Below are 22,240 nucleotides of genomic sequence, written 5' to 3'. Positions count from 1 at the left end.
GTGCGTCTCTCGTGCGCAGAAGGTAAGCCGATGACGGACCGCCGTGGGCAACGGTAGGTCCCGGAGGCTGAGCAGTCTGGACCAGACCCTGACTGCCCAGCGCGGTCACCAGCTCGTCGGCGTCGTGCGCATCCCCGAGGAGCACGCGAGTCCCATCCGCGTCATCACCCGCAGGCTGGCCATCGCGTTGGTGGTGCTGTTCGCCGCGTCCGTCATCGTCTACCTGGACCGCGACGGCTTCCGCGACGTGCGCAACGAATCGCTGTCGTTCCTGGACTGCGTCTACTTCTCCGCGGTGTCCCTGTCCACCACCGGCTACGGCGACATCACGCCCTACACCGAGACCGCGCGTCTGGTGCACACGCTGATCTTCACCACGCTGCGGATCGCGTTCCTGGCCGTGTTGGTCGGCACCACGCTCGAAGTGCTCTCCGAGCGGTCTCGCCGGGGATGGAAGATTCAGCGTTGGAGGAGCAGAGTGCGCAACCACACCATCGTGATCGGCTACGGAACCAAGGGGAAGACGGCGGTCGCCGCCATCCTCGGTGACGAGACCGTACAGGCCGAGGTCGTCGTGGTCGACACCGATCGCGGCACCCTCGAGCACGCGGAAAGCGCGGGCCTGGTCACCCTGCACGGCGACGCCACCAAAGCCGACGTGCTGCGACTGGCCGGAGCCCAGCATGCGGCCTCCATCGTCGTCGCCACCAGCCGCGACGACACCGCGGTGCTGGTGACGCTGACGGCGCGCGAGATCGCACCCAATGCCAAGATCGTCGCGTCGATCCGGGAAGCCGAGAATCAGCACCTGCTGCAGCAGTCGGGCGCGAACTCGGTGGTGGTCTCGTCGGCCACCGCCGGCCGGCTGCTCGGCCTGGCGACCACCACGCCGAGCGTCGTGGAGATGATCGAAGATCTGCTGACCCCCGACGTCGGGCTTGCCATCGCCGAGCGCGAGGTGGAACAGGCCGAGGTCGGCGGATCGCCGCGGCACCTGCGCGACATCGTGCTCGGTGTGGTGCGCGACGGCCGGCTGCTTCGCATCGGCGCACCGGAAGTGGACGCCATCGAAGCCAACGACCGACTGCTCTACATCCGAAACGCCGACCACTGATGGCGATCGCGGACTTTCAGCTGCGCAGCGTCCCGCTGCTGTCGCGCGTCGGCGCCGACCGCGCCGACCAGCTGCGCACCGACGTGGAGGCGGCGACCGCGGGCTGGGCGGATGCGGCCCTGCTGCGGGTGGACTCGCGCAATCAGGTGCTGGCCGCCAACGGGCGGGTGGTGCTCGGCGCCGCCGTCGACCTGGGCGACAGGCCCCCGTCGGAGGCCGTGTTCTTGGGCCGACTCGAGGACGGCCGGCACGTGTGGGGCGTCCGCGGGGCGCTGCAGGCCGCGGAAGATCCGGACGCCCCCGGCGAGGTGGTGAACCTGCGCAGTCTGGGCCCGATCTTCGACGACACCAGCAGCCAGCTGGTGTCCGCGGCCGTCGCGCTGCTCAATTGGCACGAAAAGGCCCGCTTCAGCTCCGTCGACGGTGCGCCGACGAGACCGGCCCGGGCCGGCTGGTCACGCGTCAACCCGGTCACCGGCCACGAGGAGTTTCCCCGGATCGACCCGGCGGTGATCTGTCTGGTCCACGACGGCGGTGACCGCGCGGTGCTGGCCCGACAGGCTGTGTGGCCGGAGCGGATGTTCTCGCTGCTGGCCGGGTTCGTCGAGGCGGGCGAGTCCTTCGAGGTGTGCGTGGCCCGGGAGATCCGCGAGGAGATCGGTCTGACCGTGCGCGACGTGCGATACCTGGGCAGTCAGCCGTGGCCGTTCCCGCGCTCGTTGATGGTCGGCTTCCACGCGGTTGGCGACCCGGCCGAGGAATTCTCGTTCAATGACGGCGAGATCGCCGAGGCAGCCTGGTTCAGCCGCGATCAGGTGCGTGCCGCGCTGGCGGCGGGGGACTGGTCCAGCGCGTCGGGGTCGAGTCTGTTGCTGCCCGGGTCGATTTCGATCGCCCGCGTGATCATCGAATCCTGGGCTGCGATCGACTGACCGGGCGCTTAGTTGCCGGCCTCGGCCAGCTTCGCCTTCACCTGGGCCGCACTCGGATTGGTCAGGGTGGATCCGTCGGCGAACTTCACCGTCGGGACTGTCCTGTTGCCGCCGTTGACCGAGCCGACGAAATCAGCCGCCGCCGCGTCGTGCTCGATGTCGACGGCCTCGTAGGGGATTCCGTTGGACTTGAGCACCGTCATCAGCCGGTGACAGTAACCGCACCATGAGGTGGTGTAGACGGTGAGCGGGGCAGACGTCATAGCTGGTTAACCTAGCCCGGCGACGATGCATTCCGCGCAGCGGGATGCGGAGGAGCGGGCGGTATCCCATAGACACGCCGGGCAACTCGCCGACGCGCACCGACAGCGTCGGCGCTTTGTCGGCGAGCACTGCCAAGATGGACGCCATGCCGACTGTCGCCGATCCATTGACAGCCGGGCTGGACGACGAGCAGCGCGAGGCCGTGCTGGCTCCCCGCGGCCCGGTGTGCGTGCTCGCCGGCGCCGGAACGGGTAAGACCCGCACCATCACTCACCGGATCGCCCAACTGGTCTCGGGCGGTCATGTCGCAGCCGGTCAGGTGCTGGCCGTCACGTTCACGCAGCGGGCGGCGGGGGAGATGCGTTCGAGGCTGCGGATGATCGACGCCGCGGCGGGCGGGGGCATCACCGTCGGCGCGGTCTCGGCCCTGACGTTCCACGCGGCCGCCCACCGGCAGCTGCGGTACTTCTGGCCGCGGGTGGTCGGCGACACCGGGTGGCAGCTGCTGGACAGCAAATTCGCCGTCGTCGCCCGGGCCGCGGGCCGTGCCCGGATCAACGCCGGCACCGATGACGTGCGCGACCTGGCCGGTGAGATCGAGTGGGCCAAAGCGTCGTTGATCGGGCCGGAGGAGTACCCGGCCGCGGTCGCCGCCGCCGCGCGCGACATCCCGCTGGACGCCGCCCGGGTCGCGGCCGTCTACGCCGCCTACGAGGCGCTCAAGGCCCGCGGCGACAACGTCACCCTGCTCGACTTCGACGACCTGCTGCTGCACACCGCGGCCGCGATCGAAAACGATCCGGCGGTGGCCGAAGAGTTCCGCGACCGCTACCGCTGCTTTGTCGTTGACGAATACCAGGACGTCACGCCGTTGCAGCAGCGGGTGCTGTCGGCGTGGCTGGGCGACCGCGACGATCTGACGGTGGTGGGCGACGCCAACCAGACCATCTATTCCTTCACCGGGGCCTCGCCGCGATTCCTGCTCGATTTCTCCCGCCGGTTTCCCGACGCCACCGTGGTGCGCCTGGAGCGCGATTACCGCTCCACCCCACAGGTGGTGTCGTTGGCCAACCAGGTGATCGCGGCGGCCCGCGGCCGGGTCGCCGGCAGCAAGCTGCACTTGGTGGGGCAGCGGCCCCCGGGTCCGGCGCCGTCGTTCCACGAGCATCCCGACGAGCCGGCCGAGGCCGCCGCGGTCGCGGCGTCGATCAAACGGCTCATCGAATCCGGCACCCCGCCATCGGAGATCGCGGTGCTGTACCGGGTCAACGCGCAGTCGGAGATCTACGAGGAGGCCCTGACCGAGGCGGGCATTCCGTATCAGGTCCGGGGCGGCGAGGGATTCTTCAACCGGCAGGAGATCAAGCAGGCCCTGCTGGCGCTGCAGCGGGCCGCCGAGCGTGGGGGCGACGAGCCCCCGGGGTCCCCGCTGCCCGATGTGGTCCGCACCATCCTGGAACCGCTGGGGCTGACGGCCCACGAGCCCGTCGGCACCCGGGCCCGGGAGCGCTGGGAAGCGCTGAGCGCGCTGGCCGAGCTGGTCGACGACGAGGTGGCCCAGCGCCCGCAGCTCGACTTCCCCGGGCTCGTGGCCGAACTGCGGACCCGGGCCGATGCCCGGCACCCACCGGTGGTGCAGGGCGTCGCGCTGGCGTCGCTGCATGCCGCCAAGGGTCTCGAGTGGGACGCGGTGTTTCTGGTCGGGCTGGCCGACGGCACGCTGCCCATCTCGCACGCGTTGGCCCACGGCGCCGAGAGCGAAGCGGTCGAAGAGGAGCGCCGACTTATCTATGTCGGAATCACCAGGGCCCGAACACATTTGGCGCTCAGCTGGGCGCAGGCACGCAGCCCGGGTGGGCGCCAGAGCCGCAAGCCGTCGCGATTTCTCAACGGCATCGCGCCCCAGGCCCGCGCCGACGCGGCGCCGAACAAGTCTCGGCGCAACCGCGGCACCGCGACCCGCTGCCGGGTCTGTAACAACAACCTGACCACCCCGGCGGCCATCATGCTGCGGCGCTGTGAGACCTGCGCCGCGGACATCGACGAGGACCTGTTGTTGCGGCTCAAGGCGTGGCGGCTGGACATCGCCAAGGAACAGAAGGTGCCCGCCTACGTCGTCTTCAGCGACAACACGCTGATCGCGATCGCCGAACTGCGGCCCGGCGACGACGAGGCGTTGATCGCGATTCCCGGCATCGGCGCCCGCAAGCTGGAGCAGTACGGACCCGACGTGCTGGAGCTGGTCCGCGGGCGCTGACGGCTGAAACCCCCGGTCAGAAAATCGGTTGTGGTCAGCGGCGGTGACCGTTTACCCTCGAATCCGCGACTCGGTACGGCAGAGAAGGAGGGTGGCCACGATGATCAGCGACGCGTTCGGTATCGGTGTGACCCGCCCTGTCCTGGCCGCGGGTACCGCCCATGCCGCCCACGCCGCCACGGCGGCCGCGCGTAAGCATCGCGCCGCCGCCGCGACCGACGCGTCCGTCCCTGTCGGGGGCCCACCGAAGGCAAGGTAAGCACCAGCCCGGTTTTCCCAGATGGCCACGGACCCGAAGTCACCAGGATCCGTGGCCATAGTTGTAGGTCGGCAACTTTCGACCTGGTCCGGATCACTGCCAAAGGACAGCAACCCAGACCAGGAAGTAGGTGGTAGGACATGTCGGCAGCGACGGTCCCCAGACAAGCCCTGCCGTGTCACGTCGGCGATCCCGACCTGTGGTTCGCCGACACCCCGGCCGACCTCGAGCGCGCCAAGAAGCTCTGCGCCGGCTGCCCGGTCCGGCGGCAGTGCCTGGCCGCAGCGCTGGAACGGTCCGAACCCTGGGGCGTGTGGGGCGGTGAGATCATCGACCGCGGCACGGTGCTGGGCTTCAAGCGGCCCCGCGGACGTCCGCGCAAAGCCCGGCGGGAAGACGGGGCCGCCGCGTAGCGAAAGCTAGACGATCGCGCTGTCGGGTTCGGCGAAGCCGGGCACCAGCTCTTCGGACAGCGCCCTGATCGGCACGTGGGCATCCAGCTGGCACAGGATCGCGGCCACCGACATGATCACCCGCATCGGGATGACCAGCTTGGGTGGCAGGTCCATCTGGCGGGCCGTCCGGATCTGCGACACGGACCGGTCGATCTCGATGGCCGACATCTTCTGCAGCCACTTGCGGGTGTAGTGGAACACCTCGACCTCGACCGGTTCGACGTACTGGCGCAGCATGTCGTCGATGTCACGCACCGAGACCTGCTGGCCTTTCTGGATGAAGCCGGCTTTCTCCATCGTCGGCAACAACATGTCGTAGTTCTTATCGCGGGCCAGCCGGATGCTCATGCCGAGCTCGATGGGCAGGCCGTCGGGCAGGGCGGCGACGGCGCCGAAGTCGATGACTCCCATGCGGCCGTCGGAAAGGAGCATGAAATTGCCGGGGTGGGCGTCGCCGTGCAGCATTCCCAGCCGGCGCGGGGCGTCGAAGGTGAGCTCGAGCAGCCGGGTGCCGACCAGGTCGCGCTGCTCGACGGTGCCGTGCCGGATGATCTCGGCCATCGGGGTGCCCTGCAGCCACTCCTGGATCACCACTTTGGGGGCGCTGGCCACGATGTGCGGCACGGCAAAGTGCGGGTGGCCCTGATACGCCTTGGCGAAGGCGCGCTGGTTCTCGGCCTCCAGCCGGTAGTCCAGCTCCATCTCGGTGCGCTCGATCAGTTCGTCGACGACGCCCTGGATGTCGGCGCCGGGCGCGAGCTGCTTGAACACCCCGACCATCCGCTGCATGGTCTTGAGGTCGGCCCGCAGCGCCTCGTCGGCGCCGGGGTATTGGATCTTGACCGCCACCGGACGTCCGTCGGCCCAGACGCCCTTGTGTACCTGGCCGATGCTGGCCGATGCGACCGGCGTGTCGTCGAACGAGCTGAACCGCTCGCGCCACTTGGTGCCCAACTGGGCGTCGAGCACCCGGTGCACCTTCGCGGCGGGCAGCGGCGGGGCGTCCTTTTGCAGCTTGGTCAGCGCTTCGCGGTACGGCTCGCCGAACTGCTCGGGAATCGCGGCCTCGAGCACCGACAGGGCCTGGCCCACCTTCATCGCGCCGCCCTTGAGCTCACCGAGAACGGTGAACAGCTGGTGCGCGGCCTTTTCCAGGAGCTCGGCCTGGACCTCGTCCTTGGACTTCCCGGTCAGTCGTTTACCGACGCCGAGCGCTGCGCGGCCGGCGAAGCCGACCGGAATGCTGGCCAGCTTCGCGTTCCGCGCGGCCCGGCCCCTTTTGATGTCTGCCACGTGTACATCATCCATGATGGCCAGGCCGATGTGGAAAGAAGTCGACAACGCTCGTTGTCACGCACGGTCAGGGCGGCGACCGAAGTGCGCCTCAGCACGAGCACAACGGATGTTTGGCCCACTGCCGGGTGACGATCGTGCCACGGTGCAGGTCGAATTCCAGCGTCGCGTTGAGCGTCTGGGGAGGCCCCGGCTCGGCCGTCGCCTGCCCGTGTACGGCCGCGATCACGCGGTTCACCTGGCTCAGCGCCAGCGCCGCGGTCGCCAGCACGGTGGCCCGATCGGCAACGCCGACGGTCTCGCGCAGCTGCGCGCAGATGACCGGCCACGCCGCGTCGCGGTCCCGGCGGTGCAGGTCCGCGCAGCCCAAACAGCTGGTCACGCCGGGTATCACCAGCGGACCCACCAGCCCGATGCCGTCGCGCACCCGCACCAGCAGATGCGCGACGGCCTGGCTGTGCAGGTCGCGGACCATGCGGGGGTCGGCGACCAGGAAGTCCGACAACACCACTAGATCGACGTCGTGGGCCGTCACCGCGGCGTGCGGTTGGCTGCTGTGCGCGATCCGGGCGCCCGAGCGGCGCAGGGACTCGGTCAGCAGCTCGGAGAGCGGCCCGCGTCCGTGCACCCGCACCGAGGCCGTCCGGGCGCGCGCTCGCCCGCATTCGCTGGCGACCCCCGCACCGACCAATTTCGTAACCAGGTCTCGCAGGCCGTCGGCGTCGGTCAGGCCGCGGTCGAGCGCGCGCCGCTGTAACTCCGCGAGCGGGGTGGGTGCCGACATGGACCGCAAGATCGTGGCCAGCTCGGCCGCGGCCAGACCACCGGGCGGACGGACCAGCACCGCGCGGCGCGGGTCCCAGCCCACCTGGACCGCCCCGTCGGGCCGCAGCAGCACCGGCAGCGCGGGATCGAGCGCATAGGTGGACAGCGCGGCCGACGACATCGCGCCACTGTGTCACGCGGGAGCCGCTGGCCGCGGTCAGTTATCCACAGCGCCACCGTCGGCGCCGGGCCCATCCGGACCCTGGCCCTCGCGCTCGAGTTTGGCGATCGCTTCGTCGATGCCGCTGGTGTCGCCGCCGATGACCCGGTCGATGAAGCCTGCCGGCTCGTCGAGGTCGTCGGCGTCGGGCAGCAAGTCGGGGTGTTGCCAGATGCCGTCGCGGGCGTCGACGCCCGCAGCCTCCGTCAGGCGCTCCCACAACGCGGCGGCCTCACGCATCTTGCGCGGGCGCAGCTCCAGGCCGACCAGCGTCGCGAAGGTCTGCTCGGCGGGCCCGCCGCTGGCCCGGCGGCGACGCATCGTCTCGCCCAGCGCGGCCGCGCCGGGAATCCGGTCGCCCAGCGCCGCTGCCACCACCACTTGCACCCAGCCCTCGATCAGGGCGAGCAGTGTTTCCAGACGTTCGAGTGCCTGGGTCTGGGCCGGGGTCGCCTTGGGCTCGAAAACGCCCTGCCCGAGCAGGCTTTCGATCGCCGCCGGATCGGACAGCGACGCCGGATTGAAGTCGCGCGCGAGTTCTTCGATGCCGGACATGTCGATCTGCATGCCCGTCGCGTAGGCCTCGACGGCTCCCAGCAGTTGGCTCGACAGCCACGGCACGTGACCGAACAACCGGTGGTGGGCGGCCTCACGCGCCGCCAGAAACGTCAGGACCTCGCTACGCGGCCGCTCGAGCCCGGTGGCGAACGACTCCACCGCCTCGGGAAGTATCGCCGCAATTCCCTTGGGCCCCAAGGGCAAACCGATGTCCGTCGAAGTCAGCACCTCGCGCGACAACCGGCCCAGCGCCTGCCCCAACTGGGAGCCGAACGCCATGCCGCCCATCTGCGACATCATCTGCAGCAGCGGCCCGGCCATGCTCTTGGCCTCTTCAGGCAGCGACGCCGCCCACACAGTCGAAATCTGTTGTGCCATAGGGTCGCACAGCCGTTTCCACGTCTCCAGCGTGCCTTCGACCCAGTCGCTGGGCGTCCAGCCCAGCGCCTTGGTGGTGCCCGCGGGCAGGGCCGTGGCCCCGTCCAGCCACGTCTCGGCCAGCCGCACCGCGTCGGCGATCGCCGAGTTGGTGGTGTCCGGAACCGGCGCCACGAAGCCGATCGAATCCGTCGCGACGCGCCGCGCCAATTCGTAATTGACCGGACCCGAGGCGGTTCCATCGGCCCCGGCGGTGCCCGCGCTGCTGAACATCTGACCCAGTTGGGTGAAGATCTGCCCCAGGTCGCCCATGCCGAACTCCCCGCCCATGCCGAAAGCGGCGAAGGGGTCAGACGGGTTCGAGCCCGAATCAGGATCCTTTTTCCCGTGTTTCTCGGGGTCGTCCCCAGAGGAGAAGCCGAAAGGCAGGTCAGCCATGCCCTCAACGGTACTCACCACGAGGTCGCATGGCGCGACCTCGGGTCAGCTTGTAGCTGAACCGGTAGCCCGACGTTGTAGCTGAACGGCCACCGCGGCCGCCGTCTAGTCTGATCGGCGTGAACAGGCGCATCCTGACGTTGGTGGTCGCGCTGGTGCCGATCGTGGCGTTCGGCGTGTTGCTTGCGGTCGTGACGGTTCCGTTCGTGTCGCTGGGGCCCGGTCCCACCTTCGACACGCTCGGCGAGGTCGACGGCAAGCAGGTGGTGGCCATCGAGGGCACCCAGACGCACCCGACCACCGGCCACCTCAACATGACGACGGTGTCCCAGCGTGACGATTTGACGCTGGGCACGGCGCTGACGCTGTGGCTCTCGGACCAGGAACAGCTGGTACCGCGCGACCTCATCTATCCGCCCGGCAAGTCACGCGAGGAGGTCGACAAGGCCAACAACGCGGACTTCAAGCAGTCCGAGGACAGCGCCGCCTATGCGGCCCTGGGTTACCTCAAGTACCCGGCGGCGGTGACGGTCGCCAAGGTCAACGAGCCGAGCCCATCGGTGGGCAAGCTCAAGGCCGGCGACGCCATCGACGCGGTCAACGGCGTGCCGGTGGCCACGGTCGAGGAGTTCACCGGACTGCTGAAGAACACCAAGCCGGGCCAGTTGGTGACGATCGACTACCGCCGCAAGAACGAACCGGCCGGTGTGGCGCAGATCACGCTGGGCGCCAACAAGGACCGCGACTACGGCTTCCTCGGCGTCGCGGTGCTCGACGCGCCGTGGGCGCCGTTCACGGTGGACTTCAACCTGGCCAACGTGGGCGGCCCGTCCGCCGGGCTGATGTTCAGCCTGGCAGTGGTCGACAAATTGACCACCGGGGACCTGGCCAAGTCAAACTTCGTCGCGGGCACCGGGACCATTTCGTCCGACGGCAAGGTGGGCCAGATCGGCGGCATCACCCACAAGATGGTCGCCGCGCACGCGGCCGGGGCCACGATCTTCCTGGTGCCGGCAAAGAACTGTTTCGAGGCCGGCTCGGACAACCCGTCCGGGCTGCGGCTGGTCAAGGTAGAGACGCTCGGTCAGGCGGTGGATGCGCTGCATGCGATCGGGTCGGGCGGGCAGCCGCCAAGCTGCTAGCGAACCCCGGCGACCACGGGTAGTGCCATGCGTAGAGTTGTCACCGTCTAGCAATCGATCAGGGAGCGTAGCCAGTGGGGATGCGGCCCACCGCACGGATGCCGAAGCTGACTCGGCGTAGCCGGATTTTGATCCTGATCGCACTGGGTGTGATCGCTCTGCTGCTCGCGGGTCCGCGGCTGATCGACGCCTACGTCGACTGGCTGTGGTTCGGTGAACTCGGCTACCGCTCGGTGTTTTCCACCGTGCTCGTCACCCGGTTCGTGGTGTTTTTGATCGCCGGTCTGCTGGTGGGCGGCATCGTGTTCGCCGGGCTCGCGGTGGCGTATCGCACCCGTCCGGTGTTCGTGCCGAGCAACGACAACGATCCGGTAGCGCGCTACCGCGCCCTGGTGCTGTCCCGGTTGCGACTGGCGAGTGTCGGAATCCCGGTGGCCGTCGGCCTGCTGGCCGGCATCGTCGCGCAGAGTTATTGGGTGCGGATCCAGCTGTTCTTGCACGGCGGCGAATTCGGGATCAAGGACCCGCAGTTCGGCAAGGATCTCGGTTTCTACGCGTTCGAGCTGCCGTTCTACCGGCTGCTGCTCAGCTACCTGTTCATCGCGGTGTTCCTGGCTTTCCTCGCGAACCTGCTGGCCCACTACATCTTTGGCGGGATCCGGCTTTCCGGTCGTGCCGGCGCGCTGAGCCGTTCGGCGCGGATCCAGCTGGTCACCCTGGTCGGGGTGTTGGTCCTGCTCAAGGCGATTGCGTACTGGCTGGACCGTTATGAGCTGCTGTCGCACACCCGCGGCGGCAAGCCCTTCACCGGCGCCGGATACACCGACATCAACGCGGTGCTGCCGGCGAAGCTGATCCTGATGGCGATCGCGATCATCTGCGCGGCCGCGGTGTTCTCCGCGGTGGTGCTCCGGGACTTGCGGATCCCGGCGATCGGACTGGTCCTGTTGCTGCTGTCGTCGCTGATCGTGGGCGCCGGGTGGCCGATGATCGTCGAGCAGATCAGCGTCAAACCCAATGCGGCGCAAAAGGAAAGCGAATACATCAGCCGGAGCATCACCGCGACACGGCAGGCCTACGGACTGACCTCGGACCAGGTCACCTATCGCAACTACACCGGCGACGCGCAGGCCACCGCCCAGCAGGTCGCCGACGACCGCGCGACCACGTCGAACATCCGGCTGCTCGACCCGACGATCGTCAGCCCCGCGTTCACCCAGTTCCAGCAGGGCAAGAACTTCTACTACTTCCCCGACCAGCTCTCCATCGACCGCTACCAGGATCGCACCGGCACGCTGCGTGACTACGTCGTGGCGGCGCGTGAACTCAACCCCGACCGGCTGATCGACAACCAGCGCGACTGGATCAACCGGCACAGCGTCTACACCCACGGCAACGGGTTCATCGCGTCGCCGGCCAACACGGTGCGCGGAATCGCCAACGACCCCAACCAGAACGGCGGCTACCCCGAATTCCTGGTCAACGTCGTCGGCGCGAATGGCAACGTGGTGTCCGACGGTCCGGCGCAGCTCGACCAGCCGCGCGTCTATTTCGGGCCGGTGATCGCCAACACGCCGGCCGACTACGCGATCGTCGGGCGCAACGGCGCCGACCGCGAATACGACTACGAAACCAGCAACGAAACCAAGAACTACACCTACACCGGACTCGGCGGCGTTCCGCTCGGGGACTGGTTGTCGCGCAGCGTGTTCGCCGCGAAATTTGCCGAACGAAACTTCTTGTTCTCCAACGTGATCGGCTCGAACAGCAAGATCCTGTTCAACCGCGATCCGGCGCAGCGGGTGGAGGCGGTGGCGCCGTGGCTCACCACCGACAGCGCGGTGTATCCGGCGATCGTCAACAAGCGGCTGGTGTGGATCATCGACGGCTACACCACGCTGGACAACTACCCGTACTCCGAACTCACGTCGTTGGAATCGGCGACAGCGGATTCCAACGAGGTGGCGTTCAACAAGCTGGCACCCGACAAGCGGGTCTCTTACATCCGCAACGCGGTGAAGGCGACGGTGGACGCCTACGACGGCACCGTCACGCTGTACCAGCAGGACGAACAGGACCCGGTGCTCAAGGCCTGGATGCAAGTGTTCCCCGGCACGGTGAAGCCGAAGAGCGACATCAGCCCGGAGCTGGCCGAGCACCTGCGTTATCCCGAGGACCTGTTCAAGGTGCAACGGATGCTGCTGGCCAAATACCACGTCAACGATCCGGTGACGTTCTTCTCCACCTCGGATTTCTGGGACGTGCCGCTGGATCCGAACCCGACGGCCAGCAGCTACCAGCCGCCGTACTACATCGTCGCCAAAAACATTGCGAAGAACGACAATACGGCGTCATATCAGCTGACCAGCGCGATGAACAGGTTCAAGCGCGACTATCTGGCCGCCTACATCAGCGCCAGCTCCGACCCGGCGACATACGGCAGGATCACCGTGCTGACCATCCCGGGTCAGGTCAACGGGCCGAAGCTGGCCAACAACGCGATCACCACCGATCCGGCGGTCTCCCAGGACCTCGGTGTGATCGGGCGCGACAACCAGAACCGGATCCGGTGGGGTAACTTGCTCACCCTGCCGGTGGGGCAGGGCGGCCTGCTCTACGTCGAACCCGTGTACGCCTCCCCGGGGGCGAGCGACGCGGCGTCGTCCTACCCGCGGCTGATCCGGGTGGCGATGATGTACAACGACAAGATCGGGTACGGTCCCACCGTCCGGGACGCCCTGACCGGGCTGTTCGGTCCGGGCGCGGGGGCTGCCGCCACGGGCATACAACCCACCGAATCCGGAACGCCCGCGGCGAGTCCGCCGGCCAGTCCGCCGGCGCCGGTCGCTACACCGGGATCGCCGCCTGCGGTCGCCGCACCGCCCGTGCCGGACGGGTCGGTGACGCTTTCGCCCGCTAAATCCGCGGCGCTGCAAGAGATTCAGGCGGCGATCGGCGAGGCACGGGACGCGCAGAAGAAGGGCGATTTCGCCGGCTACGGCGCGGCGCTGCAGCGGCTCGATGACGCGATCACCAAGTACAACAACACCAAATAGCTTTCAGGCGTAGGCTGTTCGGAACCTGTCCCGGTAGGCCTTCGGGCTGATGCCCAGCTGATTGACGAACACCCGTCGCAGCGTTTCGATACTTCCGAAGCCGGCCATGCCCGCGGTCTCGGTGACCGACCGGCCGGATTCGAGTGCGCCCCGGGCGACGTCGATCCGGACCAATTCGACATAGCGCGCCGGGCTCATACCGAGCTCGGATTGAAACAGCCGGGTCAGTTGGCGGGTGCTCAAAGAAGCCAGGGCCGCAAGCTTTTTCACGCTCCATTCGGCGCCGGGGTCGGCCGCGATCGCGTCGGTGACCGGGCGCAGCGGCGACTGCGGCGGGGGATCGGCCTCGAGCAGTACCGAGAATTGTGATTGGCCGCCCGCCCGTTTGAGGTAGACGACCAGCCACCTGGCCACGTCGCGGACCAGTTCGGTCCCGTAATCCATTTCGACCAGCGCCAGCGCCAGGTCGATCCCCGACGAAATGCCGGCCGAGGTGAAGATGTCGCCGTCGCGCACGAAGATCGCGTCCGGCTCGACGGTCACGTCGGGGAAAGCCCGGGCCAGCAACCGGGTGTCGTGCCAGTGCGTGGTCGCGCGCCGGCCGCGCAGCACCCCGGCCTGCGCGAGGATGAACGATCCCGTGCAGATCGACGCCAGCCGCCGGGTCCGCGCCGACACGGATCGGACGGCCTCGACCAGGGCGGGGTCGACGGGTCGCCCGGGCAGGTTGTCGCTACCGGCGACCATGACGGTATCGGCGGTCGCGATCGCCGAAATGCTGTCGGTGACGCCCAGCGTGGCCCCGATCGAGCTGGTCACGTCACGCCCGTCCACGGACGCGATCTTCACCTCGTAGTCGGCGCCGAATCGGTTGGCCTCGACGAACACTTCGCCGGCCCCCGCGACGTCTAACAGCGTCACCCCGTCGAAGACGACGATCGCCACCACCCGAGAACTCGTATTGCCCGCAGCCACGCAGGCCATTGTCGCTTTCTGTGGAGAGGACGGCTCGAACGGGCGGGGTCGGATTGTTCGAGCGGCCGCACACTCATACCAACAGCCACTTGAAAGGAGGCGAGAACATGACCACCAGCTCCATCGACGCCATCGCCGGCATTCACGTACCCGACACGGCCCTGGCGCGTGAGGCCACCGAGTTCATCCGCGACACCGAGGATGAGCTGCTCTTCAACCATTCCCGGCGGGTGTTCTTCTTCGGCGCACTGCAGGGCCTGCGCCGCGGTCTGCGGCCGGATGTGGAGTTGCTCTACGTCGGTGCGATGTTTCACGACCTCGGCCTGACCGAGCGCTACCGCGATTCACAAATCCGCTTCGAGGTCGACGGCGCCGACGCGGCGCGGGACTTCCTGCTCGGCCACGGCGTCGACGAGGCAGACGCGGCCAAGGTGTGGCTCGGCATCGCCCTGCATACCACCCCCGGCGTGCCCGAATTCCTGGCGCCCGAGGTCGCCCTGCTGCAGGCCGGTGTGGAGGTCGACGTGCTCGGCGTCGGGCGCGAGCAGTTGGCCCCCGAGGCGCTGGCCGCGGTGACGGCCGCCCACCCGCGGCCACAGTTCAAACGACGGATCCTGGCGGCGTTCAACGACGGGATGAAGCACCGCCCGCAGACCACGTTCGGCACCATGAACGCCGACGTGCTGGCGCACTTCGATCCGACCTTCGAACGCGACGATTTCGTGGTCAACATCCTCGACAACGACTGGGCAGAATAGCGTTGCGGCGCAATGGTATTCGGACGAAGGTGGGTCATATGACCGAGCTGAACGACATCGGCGTCACCGTGGTGCGGCCGGGTGAGGGCGACGTCGTCGACCTCCCGGGCTTCGGGGCGGTGTTCAAGCTGTCCGGCAAGACCAACGGCGGCGAAGTGTCCATCGTCGAGCACCCCTTCGCGGTCGGCCTGCTCACCGCGGCGCACCGGCACACCCGCGAGGACGAGCACTCGATCGTGCTGGCCGGCGAGATCGGGTTCCGCTCCGACGACAGCGAAGTGGTCCTGGGCCCCGGTGGCTACATCACCAAGCCCCGCGGTCAGATGCACGCGATGTGGAATGCCGGCAGCGAACCGGGCCGCATCGTCGAGATCATCACCCCGGGCGGCTTCGAAAACTATTTCCGCGAACTCGGCGAGCTGCTTCTCGAGCGCGACGGCGACCCGGCCGGCAAGCCGCTGCACGAGTTGCCCGAGTTCGGCGAACTCGCCGACAAGTACGGGCTGACCTACGGAACGCCGGACTGGATGGACGACGTCGCGCGGCGGTACGGGCTCAACCCGCCGTCACACTGAGCCCTTCGTGGTGTTTTCCCGTGTCTTCGCGCACGCTGAACGCCGAGACTGCCGTGACGGCTGCGATCGCGGTGTGGACCGCGATCCTGGCGGCAAGCTCTGCGCGTCGACCGCCGCTGAGCGTGCGATTTGGCCGCCATGACACCGGTTCGGTAACCTGGCATTCACCAACGCGGGGTGGAGCAGCTCGGTAGCTCGCTGGGCTCATAACCCAGAGGTCGCAGGTTCGAATCCTGTCCCCGCTACCAGGTAAAACGGCCCCCGGAGGACTCTCAGTCCGGGGGCCGTTTTCGGTGGAGTCGGCGATGCAGACTTCTGCCTTGCAGTCCCCCCGGCCGCCGAAGCTGTGCATGCTCGAGGACGGCAGGGTCCGGGCGGCCTCGATCGGTCTCCGTGATTGTCAGGCTCTGATGCACTCCGGTTCGGACCACTCGGCTCGGCGTCCCTGGCCGTAGTCCCCGGCGATGGTCGTGCGCTGCATGTGGCGCTTGAGCCCGAATGGGATGCCGCGCGCACAGTGCAGCACCCCTCCAGTTGTCCCACAGCACCATGTCGCCGGCCTGCCAGTCGTGGAAGTAGGCGTAACGCTCGTCGACCATGACGGCTGCGACGCGGTGGAGGATACTGTCGGCGCGAGCTTGATCCATGCCCTCGATGCCGATCGCGAACCACGGCGAGAAGTTGAGCACTCGCCGGCCGGTCTCCTCCTGGGTGTAAACGAGCATCTCTGACGACCGGATGGGGTTGAGCTCCAACGGGCACCGCATGTTTGGGTCCGGCGAGCCAAGCGCAGATTGGACGAAGGGCCGCGACTCGGGAATCGGCACGCTGTGTATCCGCAGCTTTGCCGGCGGGCCGTAGCTGTCTGCTGCGCCGTGCGCATCATGTGGCTTCGGTCGGCGCGGTCATGATGCCCGATCCTGACGAATAGCGGCCGGTATGGGCTCCGCGGGAGCGGTGGCTTTGGCTAACATCCGACCGAACAGCGCGGTCATCCACGAACTCGGGATCACGTACTTGCCGAGCCGGTCGGTGAAGCGGTTCATCACACCGGGAATGACCAGTGCCCGGCGCCCAAGCTTTTTCAGCGCGAAGCGCACCACCGCCTCGGTCGACATGACCGGCATGGGCAGCGCAGTGAAATCGATGCCCTCCGTCTCGTGAAAGCCCTCGGTGTCGGTCGGGCCGGGCGCCAGAGTCAACACATCCACCCCGGCCGGTTTGAGTTCGTAGTGCAACGCCCGGCCCAGCGACGAGACATAGGCCTTGCTCGCCGCGTAATTTGCGGTATAGGGCACAGCAGCATGGCCGACGGCGGAGGCCAGCAAGATCAATGCGCCCCGGCGTCGGCGCGCCATCGCCGCACTGAAGCGCTGAGCGAGCTGCATCAGCGCAAGAACGTTGACCTGCACGGTGGCCGTCTCGGCAACGAAGTCATTGTCCGCGAACTTGCCGGCCACCATCACTCCGGCGGCCGCTACCACCAGCCCAATGTCTAGTCCGTTCGTTTGCCTGATCAGATCGTCGACGGCGCCAGGGGCCGCGAGGTCCGCCGGCGCGATGAACACGTGTCGTCCGGTGCGGCTCTGAATCTTTCCGGCCAATGCCTCAAGGCGGTCGCGGCGCCGCGCCACGACCACGAGGTCGAAGCCGGCGTAGGCGAGCTGGGCGGCGAATTCGGCGCCGATGCCCGACGAGGCGCCGGTGACGAGGGCGTATCTACCGTACTTAGCGGGGAGGTCGGTCATCAGAGAATCCTTTCCGCGGGACCTGGACTCCCGCATATTCACCATACTGGCAGTCTTACTAACAAGCCATTAATCCAGCCAATTCCCGATGGGCCGAGCGCAGCGGGATCGAACCCGGCCTGACGGCGACAGGGGGCCGACATTCGTTGCGCCGGGGCCGTCGCGTTCACGACTATGCCGAGCAGGCATCGTCAACTGCCCCCGGGAATATCGCCGGTTGAAATTACGTAGACCGATAGTATGCTCAATAGACTCATAGTCAGGTATGTGCTGTCTTGTCGGTCGACGAAGTTTGGCCCGAAACCGTGCGGTCCCTGCGTCGACGCCCCGTGCGTCGGCGGCCCAGTCAGTTCGGGGGACCGTGACACTGGTTGTCGAAAGGCGTTCGTATGAAGAGAATCTCGATTGCCAGATGGGCGGCACGAGGATGGATGCCGATCGTCGCCGTCGCCGTCGTGGCAGTCGCCGGGTTCAGCATTTTTCGGCTACACGCAATCTTCGGCTCCGACCCCGAAGGGTCAGTGGCGCGCGCGACGGCCAACGACATCACGGAGTTCAACCCCAAACACCTACTCCTCGAGGTATTCGGGCCACCGCGAACCGTGGCAACGATCAATTACATCGACGTCAATGCTGCGCCCCAGCGCGTGGATGACGCCACACTGCCGTGGTCGTACGAAGTCACCACAAACCAGCCGGCAGTCTTCGCCAACGTTGTGGCACAAGGAGACAGCAACTCCATCGGTTGCCGCATCAGCATCGATGGCGTCGTGAAAGTCGAAAGAACGGTGAACACCATGAGCGCCTACACCTTCTGCTTGGACAAATCCGGATGAGCGACCACCACGGCAAGACTTCGTCGACAGCGCGGTGGATTCGCCGGCTCGCGGTGCCGATCGTGCTTTTTTGGCTGGCGGCGGCGGGGATCACCAACACTGTTGTCCCGCCGTTGGAAAAAGTCGCCGAAGCCCATGACGTGTCGCTGAGTGCGCGGGATGCGCCCTCGCTGAAAGCGATCAAACACATCGGCAAGGTGTTCGGGGAGTTCGATTCCGACAGTGCCGCCATGGTGGTGGTCGAGGGCGACAAGCCCTTGGGTGCCGAGGCCCATCGGTTCTACGACGCCGTGGTGCACAAGCTGGCCCAGGACACCAAACACGTTCAGCACGTGCAGGATTTCTGGGGGGATCCGCTGACTGCGGCGGGCTCGCAAAGCTCCGACGGCAAGGCCGCTTACGTGCAGGTGTATCTGGCAGGGAACCAAGGCGAAACATTGTCCAATGAATCGGTCAACGCGGTGCGCGCTGTGGTGTCCCACACCCCGCCACCGCCGGGGGTCAAGGCCTACGTCACCGGCGCGACCCCGTTGCTGACCGATCAGCTCCAAGTCGGTAACAAGAGCGTCGCGAAGGTCACCCTGGTCACGCTGGCGGTTATCGCCATGACCTTGTTCATCGTCTACCGTTCGGTGTCCACCACCGTCCTGGTGCTACTGGCGGTGCTGATCGGCTTGGCCGCGGGTCGCGGCATCGTCGCCGTCTTGGCGTATCACGGTCTCATTGCGCTGTCGACCTTCTCGGTGAACCTGCTCACGTTGCTCGCGATTGCCGCCGGTACCGACTACGCGATCTTCTTCGTCGGCCGCTATCAAGAAGCACGCCATGCCGGGCAGGACCGCCACGCGGCCTTTCGGGACATGTTCAGCGGCATCGCACACATCGTCTTGGGATCCGGCCTGACGATCGCCGGCGCGGTGTACTGCTTGAGTTTTTGTCGTCTGCCTTACTTTTACAGCCTCGGCCCGCCTTCGGCGATCGGCATCGTGATCGCCCTTGGGGCGGCGCTGACCCTTACCCCGGCAGTCATCGCGATCGGTGGCCGGTTTGGCCGCTTTGAGCCTAAACGAGCACTCAGGACCCGGGGGTGGCGGCGCATCGGCACGGTCATCGTGCGTTGGCCCGGGCCGGTACTGGCCGCGACGATGGCGGTCGCTCTCGTCGGGGTGCTCACCCTGCCCGGGTACGCCACGAATTACGACGTGCGTCCCTACATGCCCGCGTGGACGCCGGCCAACGTCGGGTATGCGGCGGCTGAGCGGCACTTCTCGGAGGCGCGGCTCAATCCTGAACTGCTGATGATCGAAACCGATCACGACATGCGCAACCCGGCGAGCATGATCTTGCTGGAGCGAGTGGCCAAGGCGGTCTTTCACACCCCAGGTATCGCCCTGGTGCAGTCGATGACCAGGCCGTTGGGCAGCCCGATCGACCACAGCTCGATCCCGTTTCAGATCAGCGCGCAAAACTTCGGGCAAATCGAAAACCTGAAATACCAGCACGACCGCGCCGCTGACTTGCTCAGGCAGGCCGACCAGATCAACAGCACGATCGCGATCTTGGGCAAGCAATATGCCTTACAACAGCAATCCGGTGCAGCGACTGGCGAACAGACCAAGGCGTTTCACGAAGCCGTTGGCACCGTGTCCGACCTGCGTGACGAGATCGCCGATTTTGATGACTTCTTCCGGCCGTTGCGCAGCTACTTCTATTGGGAGAAGCACTGTTTCGACATTCCGCTCTGCGCGGCATTGCGATCGATCTTCGATGCGGTCGACGCGATCGACAAGCTGACCGATCAGTTTCAACGAATCGCAGCGAGCTTCGACAAGCTGAACGCACTGCAACCGCAACTGTTGGCGTTGCTGCCGCCCCAGATCGCGATACAGCAGGCCAATCGGGACCTGATTATGAAGAACTACGCCACCACTTCGGGCATCAATGACCAGGCCGCCGACGCGCTGCAGAACTCGACCGCCATGGGACAAGCCTTCGACGCGGCCAAAACCGACGACTCTTTCTACTTGCCACCGGAGGCGTTCGACAACCCCGAATTCCAACGCGGCCTGAAACTGCTTTTGTCGCCGGACGGCAAAGCCGCCCGCATGATCGTCACCCACGACGTCGATCCGGCGACCCCCGAAGGCATCTCACACATCGACGCGATCAGAAAAGCAGCCCACGAGGCCATCAAAGGAACGCCCCTGGCCGAGGCCAAGATCTACCTGGGCGGCACCGCCTCCACCTACAAGGACATCCAAGACGGCGCCAAATACGACCTGATGATCACCGCGGTAGCGGCGCTGTGCCTCATCCTGCTGATCATGATGTTCATCATTCGCAGCCTGGTCGCCGCACTCGTGATTGTCGGGACCGTGGCGCTGTCGCTCGGCGCATCATTTGGGATCTCGGTGTTGGTCTGGCAAGACCTCCTCGGCATCAACTTGTACTGGATCGTTTTGGTCCTTGCCGTTATTTTGCTGCTGGCCGTGGGGTCCGACTACAACCTGCTGCTGATTTCGCGCTTCAAGGAGGAAAATCGGGCCGGCCTCAAGACCGGCATCATCCGTGCCATGGCCGGCACCGGCGGCGTCGTGACCGCCGCCGGGCTGGTATTCGCCACCACGATGTCGTCATTTGTCTTCAGCGATTTGCAGGTTCTCGGTCAGGTCGGCACCACAATCGGGCTAGGACTGCTCTTCGACACGCTCATCGTGCGCTCGTTCATGACCCCGGCTATCGCAGCACTGCTCGGCCGATGGTTCTGGTGGCCACAACACGTGCGCCCCCGCCCAGCCAGCCAGATGCTGCAACCCTACGGATCGCGTGCGGCGGTGCGCGAACTGCTCAGGGACACAGCAGAAGCCGGCCCACCGACATCGACCGCGACCGACGGGCCGAATGTGGCGGTTGGCTCGCTCGAGTCACGATGAGCACTGGTGGCATGCAACTGCGGATGCTCAGCAACCCAAGCGGATTGCCGCGGCAACCGGCGCGGAGCACGCCAGTGGGGGACATCCAACGGGATACGGGGGGTACCGTTAATGCATTATGAGTCCGGCGAATCTGCGGTCGACCAAAAGGAAACCCTACCAATCGCGGCTGCGCGCCGAGCAGACCGCGGCGACCGGCCGGCTGGTGCTCGACGCAGCGACGCAGTTGTTCATCGAGCGCGGTTACGCGGGCACCTCGATCGACGCCATCGCCGATGCCGCCGGGGTGGGCCGTTCCACGGTCTTCACCGCCGCCGGCGGCAAACCCTGGCTGCTCAAAATTGCCTACGACCGTGCGGTTGTCGGCGACGACGCACCCGTGCCACTGAAAGACCGCCCCGAGGCCCGGCGCCTGTACGAGATGACCGACCCCGTGCGCATCCTCGGAGCGTACGCGGGCATCATCGCCGATGCGGCCCGGCGTGTCTCGGCGATCTATCAGGTGATCACCTCGGCCACCGGGTGCGACCCTGAAATTCATCAGCTGTGGGTGACCATCGGCGAAGAGCGCTTCACCGGCGCCGGCCAGATCGTGGACCTGCTGGCCGAACGCCGCGGACTGCGCAAAGGACTGCCACGCGCGACCGCCCGCGACATCATCTGGGTGTACAACGATCCCAGCCTGCACCACGCACTGGTCGCCACCCGTGGGTGGTCGCAGAAGCGCTACCGCGACTGGATTGCCGACACCCTGCGCCACCATCTGCTCGGCTAGCGCACCAAGACATCGGTCAGAATCACTGCGGCAGCGGCAATCCCATATGCCGGACAGAACGGTACGCCAAAACGCGTTTGCGTGGCGCCAGTCTCTGCGTCGCACCGCTGTCGGCGATTCTGCGCGCCCGCGGGTGTTGATCGGAGCGCAGCACGACGCGAAGGAATAAACGGGACTGGGACGTATTAATCAGACTAAGAGTCTGATAGATCATATAGTGGACACGCGACGCGCCGGCTATCGTTACAGCTGCGCACCTATGACGCAGGGCGAAGTGTCCTATGTGTCCGGGAACGGGGAAATTTCATGAGGGTTGGGACGCGGTCGTTGTCGGTGAAGCTCGGCCAGCCCCCATCGTGATCGGCGCAAGCGCGGTAGCGGCCGCAACCCGAGTCGGGTTGGTGTGTCCGGATTCAGTTGATCTCGCAGGCGACATCGTCCACGGATCCGCTTCGAAAGGTCGCCGCGAGTCTGCGGCGACTACTTGCCCAGGCGTCGGCCGGTCCACT

18 protein-coding genes and 1 tRNA gene are annotated in these 22,240 nt (G+C 66.8%); 12 read left to right on the top strand and 7 right to left on the bottom strand.

Annotation, left to right across the window (positions count from 1 at the left end):
• Nucleotides 1-43: 43 nt before the first annotated feature.
• A complete protein-coding gene (locus OQ789_RS22375; protein WP_324688359.1) occupies nt 44-1,114 on the top strand; it encodes a potassium channel family protein in 1,071 nt (356 codons plus the stop codon).
• Entirely contained in the window at nt 1,114-2,046 is a 933-nt protein-coding gene (gene nudC / locus OQ789_RS22370) for an NAD(+) diphosphatase (protein ID WP_324688358.1), read from the top strand. Before OQ789_RS22375 ends, nudC begins: the two co-directional genes overlap by 1 nt.
• Nucleotides 2,047-2,054: 8 nt before the next feature.
• On the opposite strand, the gene mrx1 is transcribed toward nudC, so the two are convergent.
• On the bottom strand, nt 2,055-2,309 hold the full coding sequence (gene mrx1, locus OQ789_RS22365; protein ID WP_324688357.1) for a mycoredoxin Mrx1: 255 nt from the start codon (nt 2,307-2,309) through the stop codon (nt 2,055-2,057).
• A gap of 146 nt (nt 2,310-2,455) precedes the next feature.
• On the opposite strand from mrx1, the gene OQ789_RS22360 reads away from it, so the two are divergent.
• Nucleotides 2,456-4,567: an ATP-dependent DNA helicase UvrD2 gene (locus tag OQ789_RS22360; RefSeq protein WP_324688356.1), complete on the top strand. Its 2,112-nt coding sequence runs from the start codon at nt 2,456-2,458 to the stop codon at nt 4,565-4,567.
• 399 nt (nt 4,568-4,966) lie between these two features.
• Nucleotides 4,967-5,239 carry a WhiB family transcriptional regulator gene (locus OQ789_RS22355; protein ID WP_324688355.1) on the top strand — a complete coding sequence of 91 codons (273 nt, stop codon included), beginning with the start codon at nt 4,967-4,969 and terminating at the stop codon, nt 5,237-5,239.
• 6 nt (nt 5,240-5,245) lie between these two features.
• Here OQ789_RS22355 and OQ789_RS22350 read toward each other — a convergent pair whose 3' ends face one another.
• From OQ789_RS22350 to OQ789_RS22340, 3 genes are all read right to left on the bottom strand, one after another.
• Nucleotides 5,246-6,589 carry an ABC1 kinase family protein gene (locus tag OQ789_RS22350; protein ID WP_324688354.1) on the bottom strand — a complete coding sequence of 448 codons (1,344 nt, stop codon included), beginning with the start codon at nt 6,587-6,589 and terminating at the stop codon, nt 5,246-5,248.
• A gap of 76 nt (nt 6,590-6,665) precedes the next feature.
• Complete coding sequence (locus tag OQ789_RS22345) at nt 6,666-7,520, bottom strand: cyclodehydratase (RefSeq protein WP_324688353.1); 855 nt, start codon at nt 7,518-7,520, stop codon at nt 6,666-6,668.
• A gap of 36 nt (nt 7,521-7,556) precedes the next feature.
• Nucleotides 7,557-8,951 (bottom strand): zinc-dependent metalloprotease, encoded by a 1,395-nt coding sequence (locus OQ789_RS22340; RefSeq protein WP_324688352.1) that lies wholly within the window; start codon nt 8,949-8,951, stop codon nt 7,557-7,559.
• 101 nt (nt 8,952-9,052) lie between these two features.
• Here OQ789_RS22340 and OQ789_RS22335 point away from each other — a divergent pair, with 101 nt between their 5' ends.
• Nucleotides 9,053-10,075 carry a PDZ domain-containing protein gene (locus tag OQ789_RS22335; RefSeq protein ID WP_324688351.1) on the top strand — a complete coding sequence of 341 codons (1,023 nt, stop codon included), beginning with the start codon at nt 9,053-9,055 and terminating at the stop codon, nt 10,073-10,075.
• A gap of 74 nt (nt 10,076-10,149) precedes the next feature.
• The gene (locus tag OQ789_RS22330; protein ID WP_324688350.1) at nt 10,150-13,131 is read left to right on the top strand and encodes a UPF0182 family protein; all 2,982 of its coding nucleotides are present in this window, start codon (nt 10,150-10,152) and stop codon (nt 13,129-13,131) included.
• Nucleotides 13,132-13,134: 3 nt separating this feature from the next.
• Here the strand turns inward: OQ789_RS22330 and OQ789_RS22325 are convergent, their stop codons facing one another.
• Nucleotides 13,135-14,079 (bottom strand): GlxA family transcriptional regulator, encoded by a 945-nt coding sequence (locus tag OQ789_RS22325; RefSeq protein WP_420716182.1) that lies wholly within the window; start codon nt 14,077-14,079, stop codon nt 13,135-13,137.
• A gap of 134 nt (nt 14,080-14,213) precedes the next feature.
• Between OQ789_RS22325 and OQ789_RS22320 the strand changes: the two genes are divergently transcribed.
• The 3 genes from OQ789_RS22320 (at nt 14,214) to OQ789_RS22310 (ending at nt 15,687) form a co-directional block, all read left to right on the top strand.
• The gene (locus OQ789_RS22320; protein ID WP_324688348.1) at nt 14,214-14,864 is read left to right on the top strand and encodes an HD domain-containing protein; all 651 of its coding nucleotides are present in this window, start codon (nt 14,214-14,216) and stop codon (nt 14,862-14,864) included.
• Nucleotides 14,865-14,902: 38 nt separating this feature from the next.
• Entirely contained in the window at nt 14,903-15,439 is a 537-nt protein-coding gene (locus tag OQ789_RS22315) for a cupin domain-containing protein (RefSeq protein WP_324688347.1), read from the top strand.
• A 171-nt stretch (nt 15,440-15,610) separates the two neighbouring features.
• A tRNA-Met gene (locus OQ789_RS22310) sits at nt 15,611-15,687 on the top strand.
• Nucleotides 15,688-15,711: 24 nt separating this feature from the next.
• Here the strand turns inward: OQ789_RS22310 and OQ789_RS26055 are convergent.
• Together OQ789_RS26055 and OQ789_RS22305 are read right to left on the bottom strand one after the other, a co-directional pair.
• Nucleotides 15,712-16,206, bottom strand: coding sequence for a TauD/TfdA dioxygenase family protein (locus OQ789_RS26055; RefSeq protein WP_420716180.1), 495 nt, complete (start codon nt 16,204-16,206; stop codon nt 15,712-15,714).
• Nucleotides 16,207-16,344: 138 nt separating this feature from the next.
• Nucleotides 16,345-17,187 carry an SDR family NAD(P)-dependent oxidoreductase gene (locus OQ789_RS22305; RefSeq protein WP_324688346.1) on the bottom strand — a complete coding sequence of 281 codons (843 nt, stop codon included), beginning with the start codon at nt 17,185-17,187 and terminating at the stop codon, nt 16,345-16,347.
• A 389-nt stretch (nt 17,188-17,576) separates the two neighbouring features.
• Here OQ789_RS22305 and OQ789_RS22300 point away from each other — a divergent pair, with 389 nt between their 5' ends.
• From OQ789_RS22300 to OQ789_RS22290, 3 genes are all read left to right on the top strand, one after another.
• Nucleotides 17,577-18,023: an MmpS family transport accessory protein gene (locus OQ789_RS22300; protein WP_324688345.1), complete on the top strand. Its 447-nt coding sequence runs from the start codon at nt 17,577-17,579 to the stop codon at nt 18,021-18,023.
• Nucleotides 18,020-20,956: an MMPL family transporter gene (locus OQ789_RS22295; protein ID WP_324688344.1), complete on the top strand. Its 2,937-nt coding sequence runs from the start codon at nt 18,020-18,022 to the stop codon at nt 20,954-20,956. The genes OQ789_RS22300 and OQ789_RS22295 overlap by 4 nt, the downstream gene beginning before the upstream one ends.
• A gap of 118 nt (nt 20,957-21,074) precedes the next feature.
• Complete coding sequence (locus OQ789_RS22290; protein WP_324688343.1) at nt 21,075-21,731, top strand: helix-turn-helix domain-containing protein; 657 nt, start codon at nt 21,075-21,077, stop codon at nt 21,729-21,731.
• The last annotated feature ends 509 nt before the right edge of the window (nt 21,732-22,240 follow it).

Source organism: Mycobacterium sp. 94-17, assembly GCF_035617725.1.
Lineage (GTDB): Bacteria > Actinomycetota > Actinomycetes > Mycobacteriales > Mycobacteriaceae > Mycobacterium.
The sequence above is the reverse complement of the archived record's forward strand: the minus strand, read 5'-3'. Positions and strand labels throughout refer to the sequence as shown.

Coding starts and splice junctions, on each gene's coding strand:
- mrx1 (WP_324688357.1), bottom strand. CDS start 2,309: ATGACGTCTGCCCCGCTCACCGTCTACACCACCTCATGGTGCGGTTAC.
- nudC (WP_324688358.1), top strand. CDS start 1,114: ATGGCGATCGCGGACTTTCAGCTGCGCAGCGTCCCGCTGCTGTCGCGC.
- OQ789_RS22355 (WP_324688355.1), top strand. CDS start 4,967: ATGTCGGCAGCGACGGTCCCCAGACAAGCCCTGCCGTGTCACGTCGGC.
- OQ789_RS22290 (WP_324688343.1), top strand. CDS start 21,075: ATGAGTCCGGCGAATCTGCGGTCGACCAAAAGGAAACCCTACCAATCG.
- OQ789_RS26055 (WP_420716180.1), bottom strand. CDS start 16,206: ATGCGGTGCCCGTTGGAGCTCAACCCCATCCGGTCGTCAGAGATGCTC.
- OQ789_RS22320 (WP_324688348.1), top strand. CDS start 14,214: ATGACCACCAGCTCCATCGACGCCATCGCCGGCATTCACGTACCCGAC.
- OQ789_RS22300 (WP_324688345.1), top strand. CDS start 17,577: ATGAAGAGAATCTCGATTGCCAGATGGGCGGCACGAGGATGGATGCCG.
- OQ789_RS22350 (WP_324688354.1), bottom strand. CDS start 6,589: ATGGATGATGTACACGTGGCAGACATCAAAAGGGGCCGGGCCGCGCGG.
- OQ789_RS22315 (WP_324688347.1), top strand. CDS start 14,903: ATGACCGAGCTGAACGACATCGGCGTCACCGTGGTGCGGCCGGGTGAG.
- OQ789_RS22345 (WP_324688353.1), bottom strand. CDS start 7,520: ATGTCGTCGGCCGCGCTGTCCACCTATGCGCTCGATCCCGCGCTGCCG.
- OQ789_RS22360 (WP_324688356.1), top strand. CDS start 2,456: ATGCCGACTGTCGCCGATCCATTGACAGCCGGGCTGGACGACGAGCAG.
- OQ789_RS22305 (WP_324688346.1), bottom strand. CDS start 17,187: ATGACCGACCTCCCCGCTAAGTACGGTAGATACGCCCTCGTCACCGGC.
- OQ789_RS22295 (WP_324688344.1), top strand. CDS start 18,020: ATGAGCGACCACCACGGCAAGACTTCGTCGACAGCGCGGTGGATTCGC.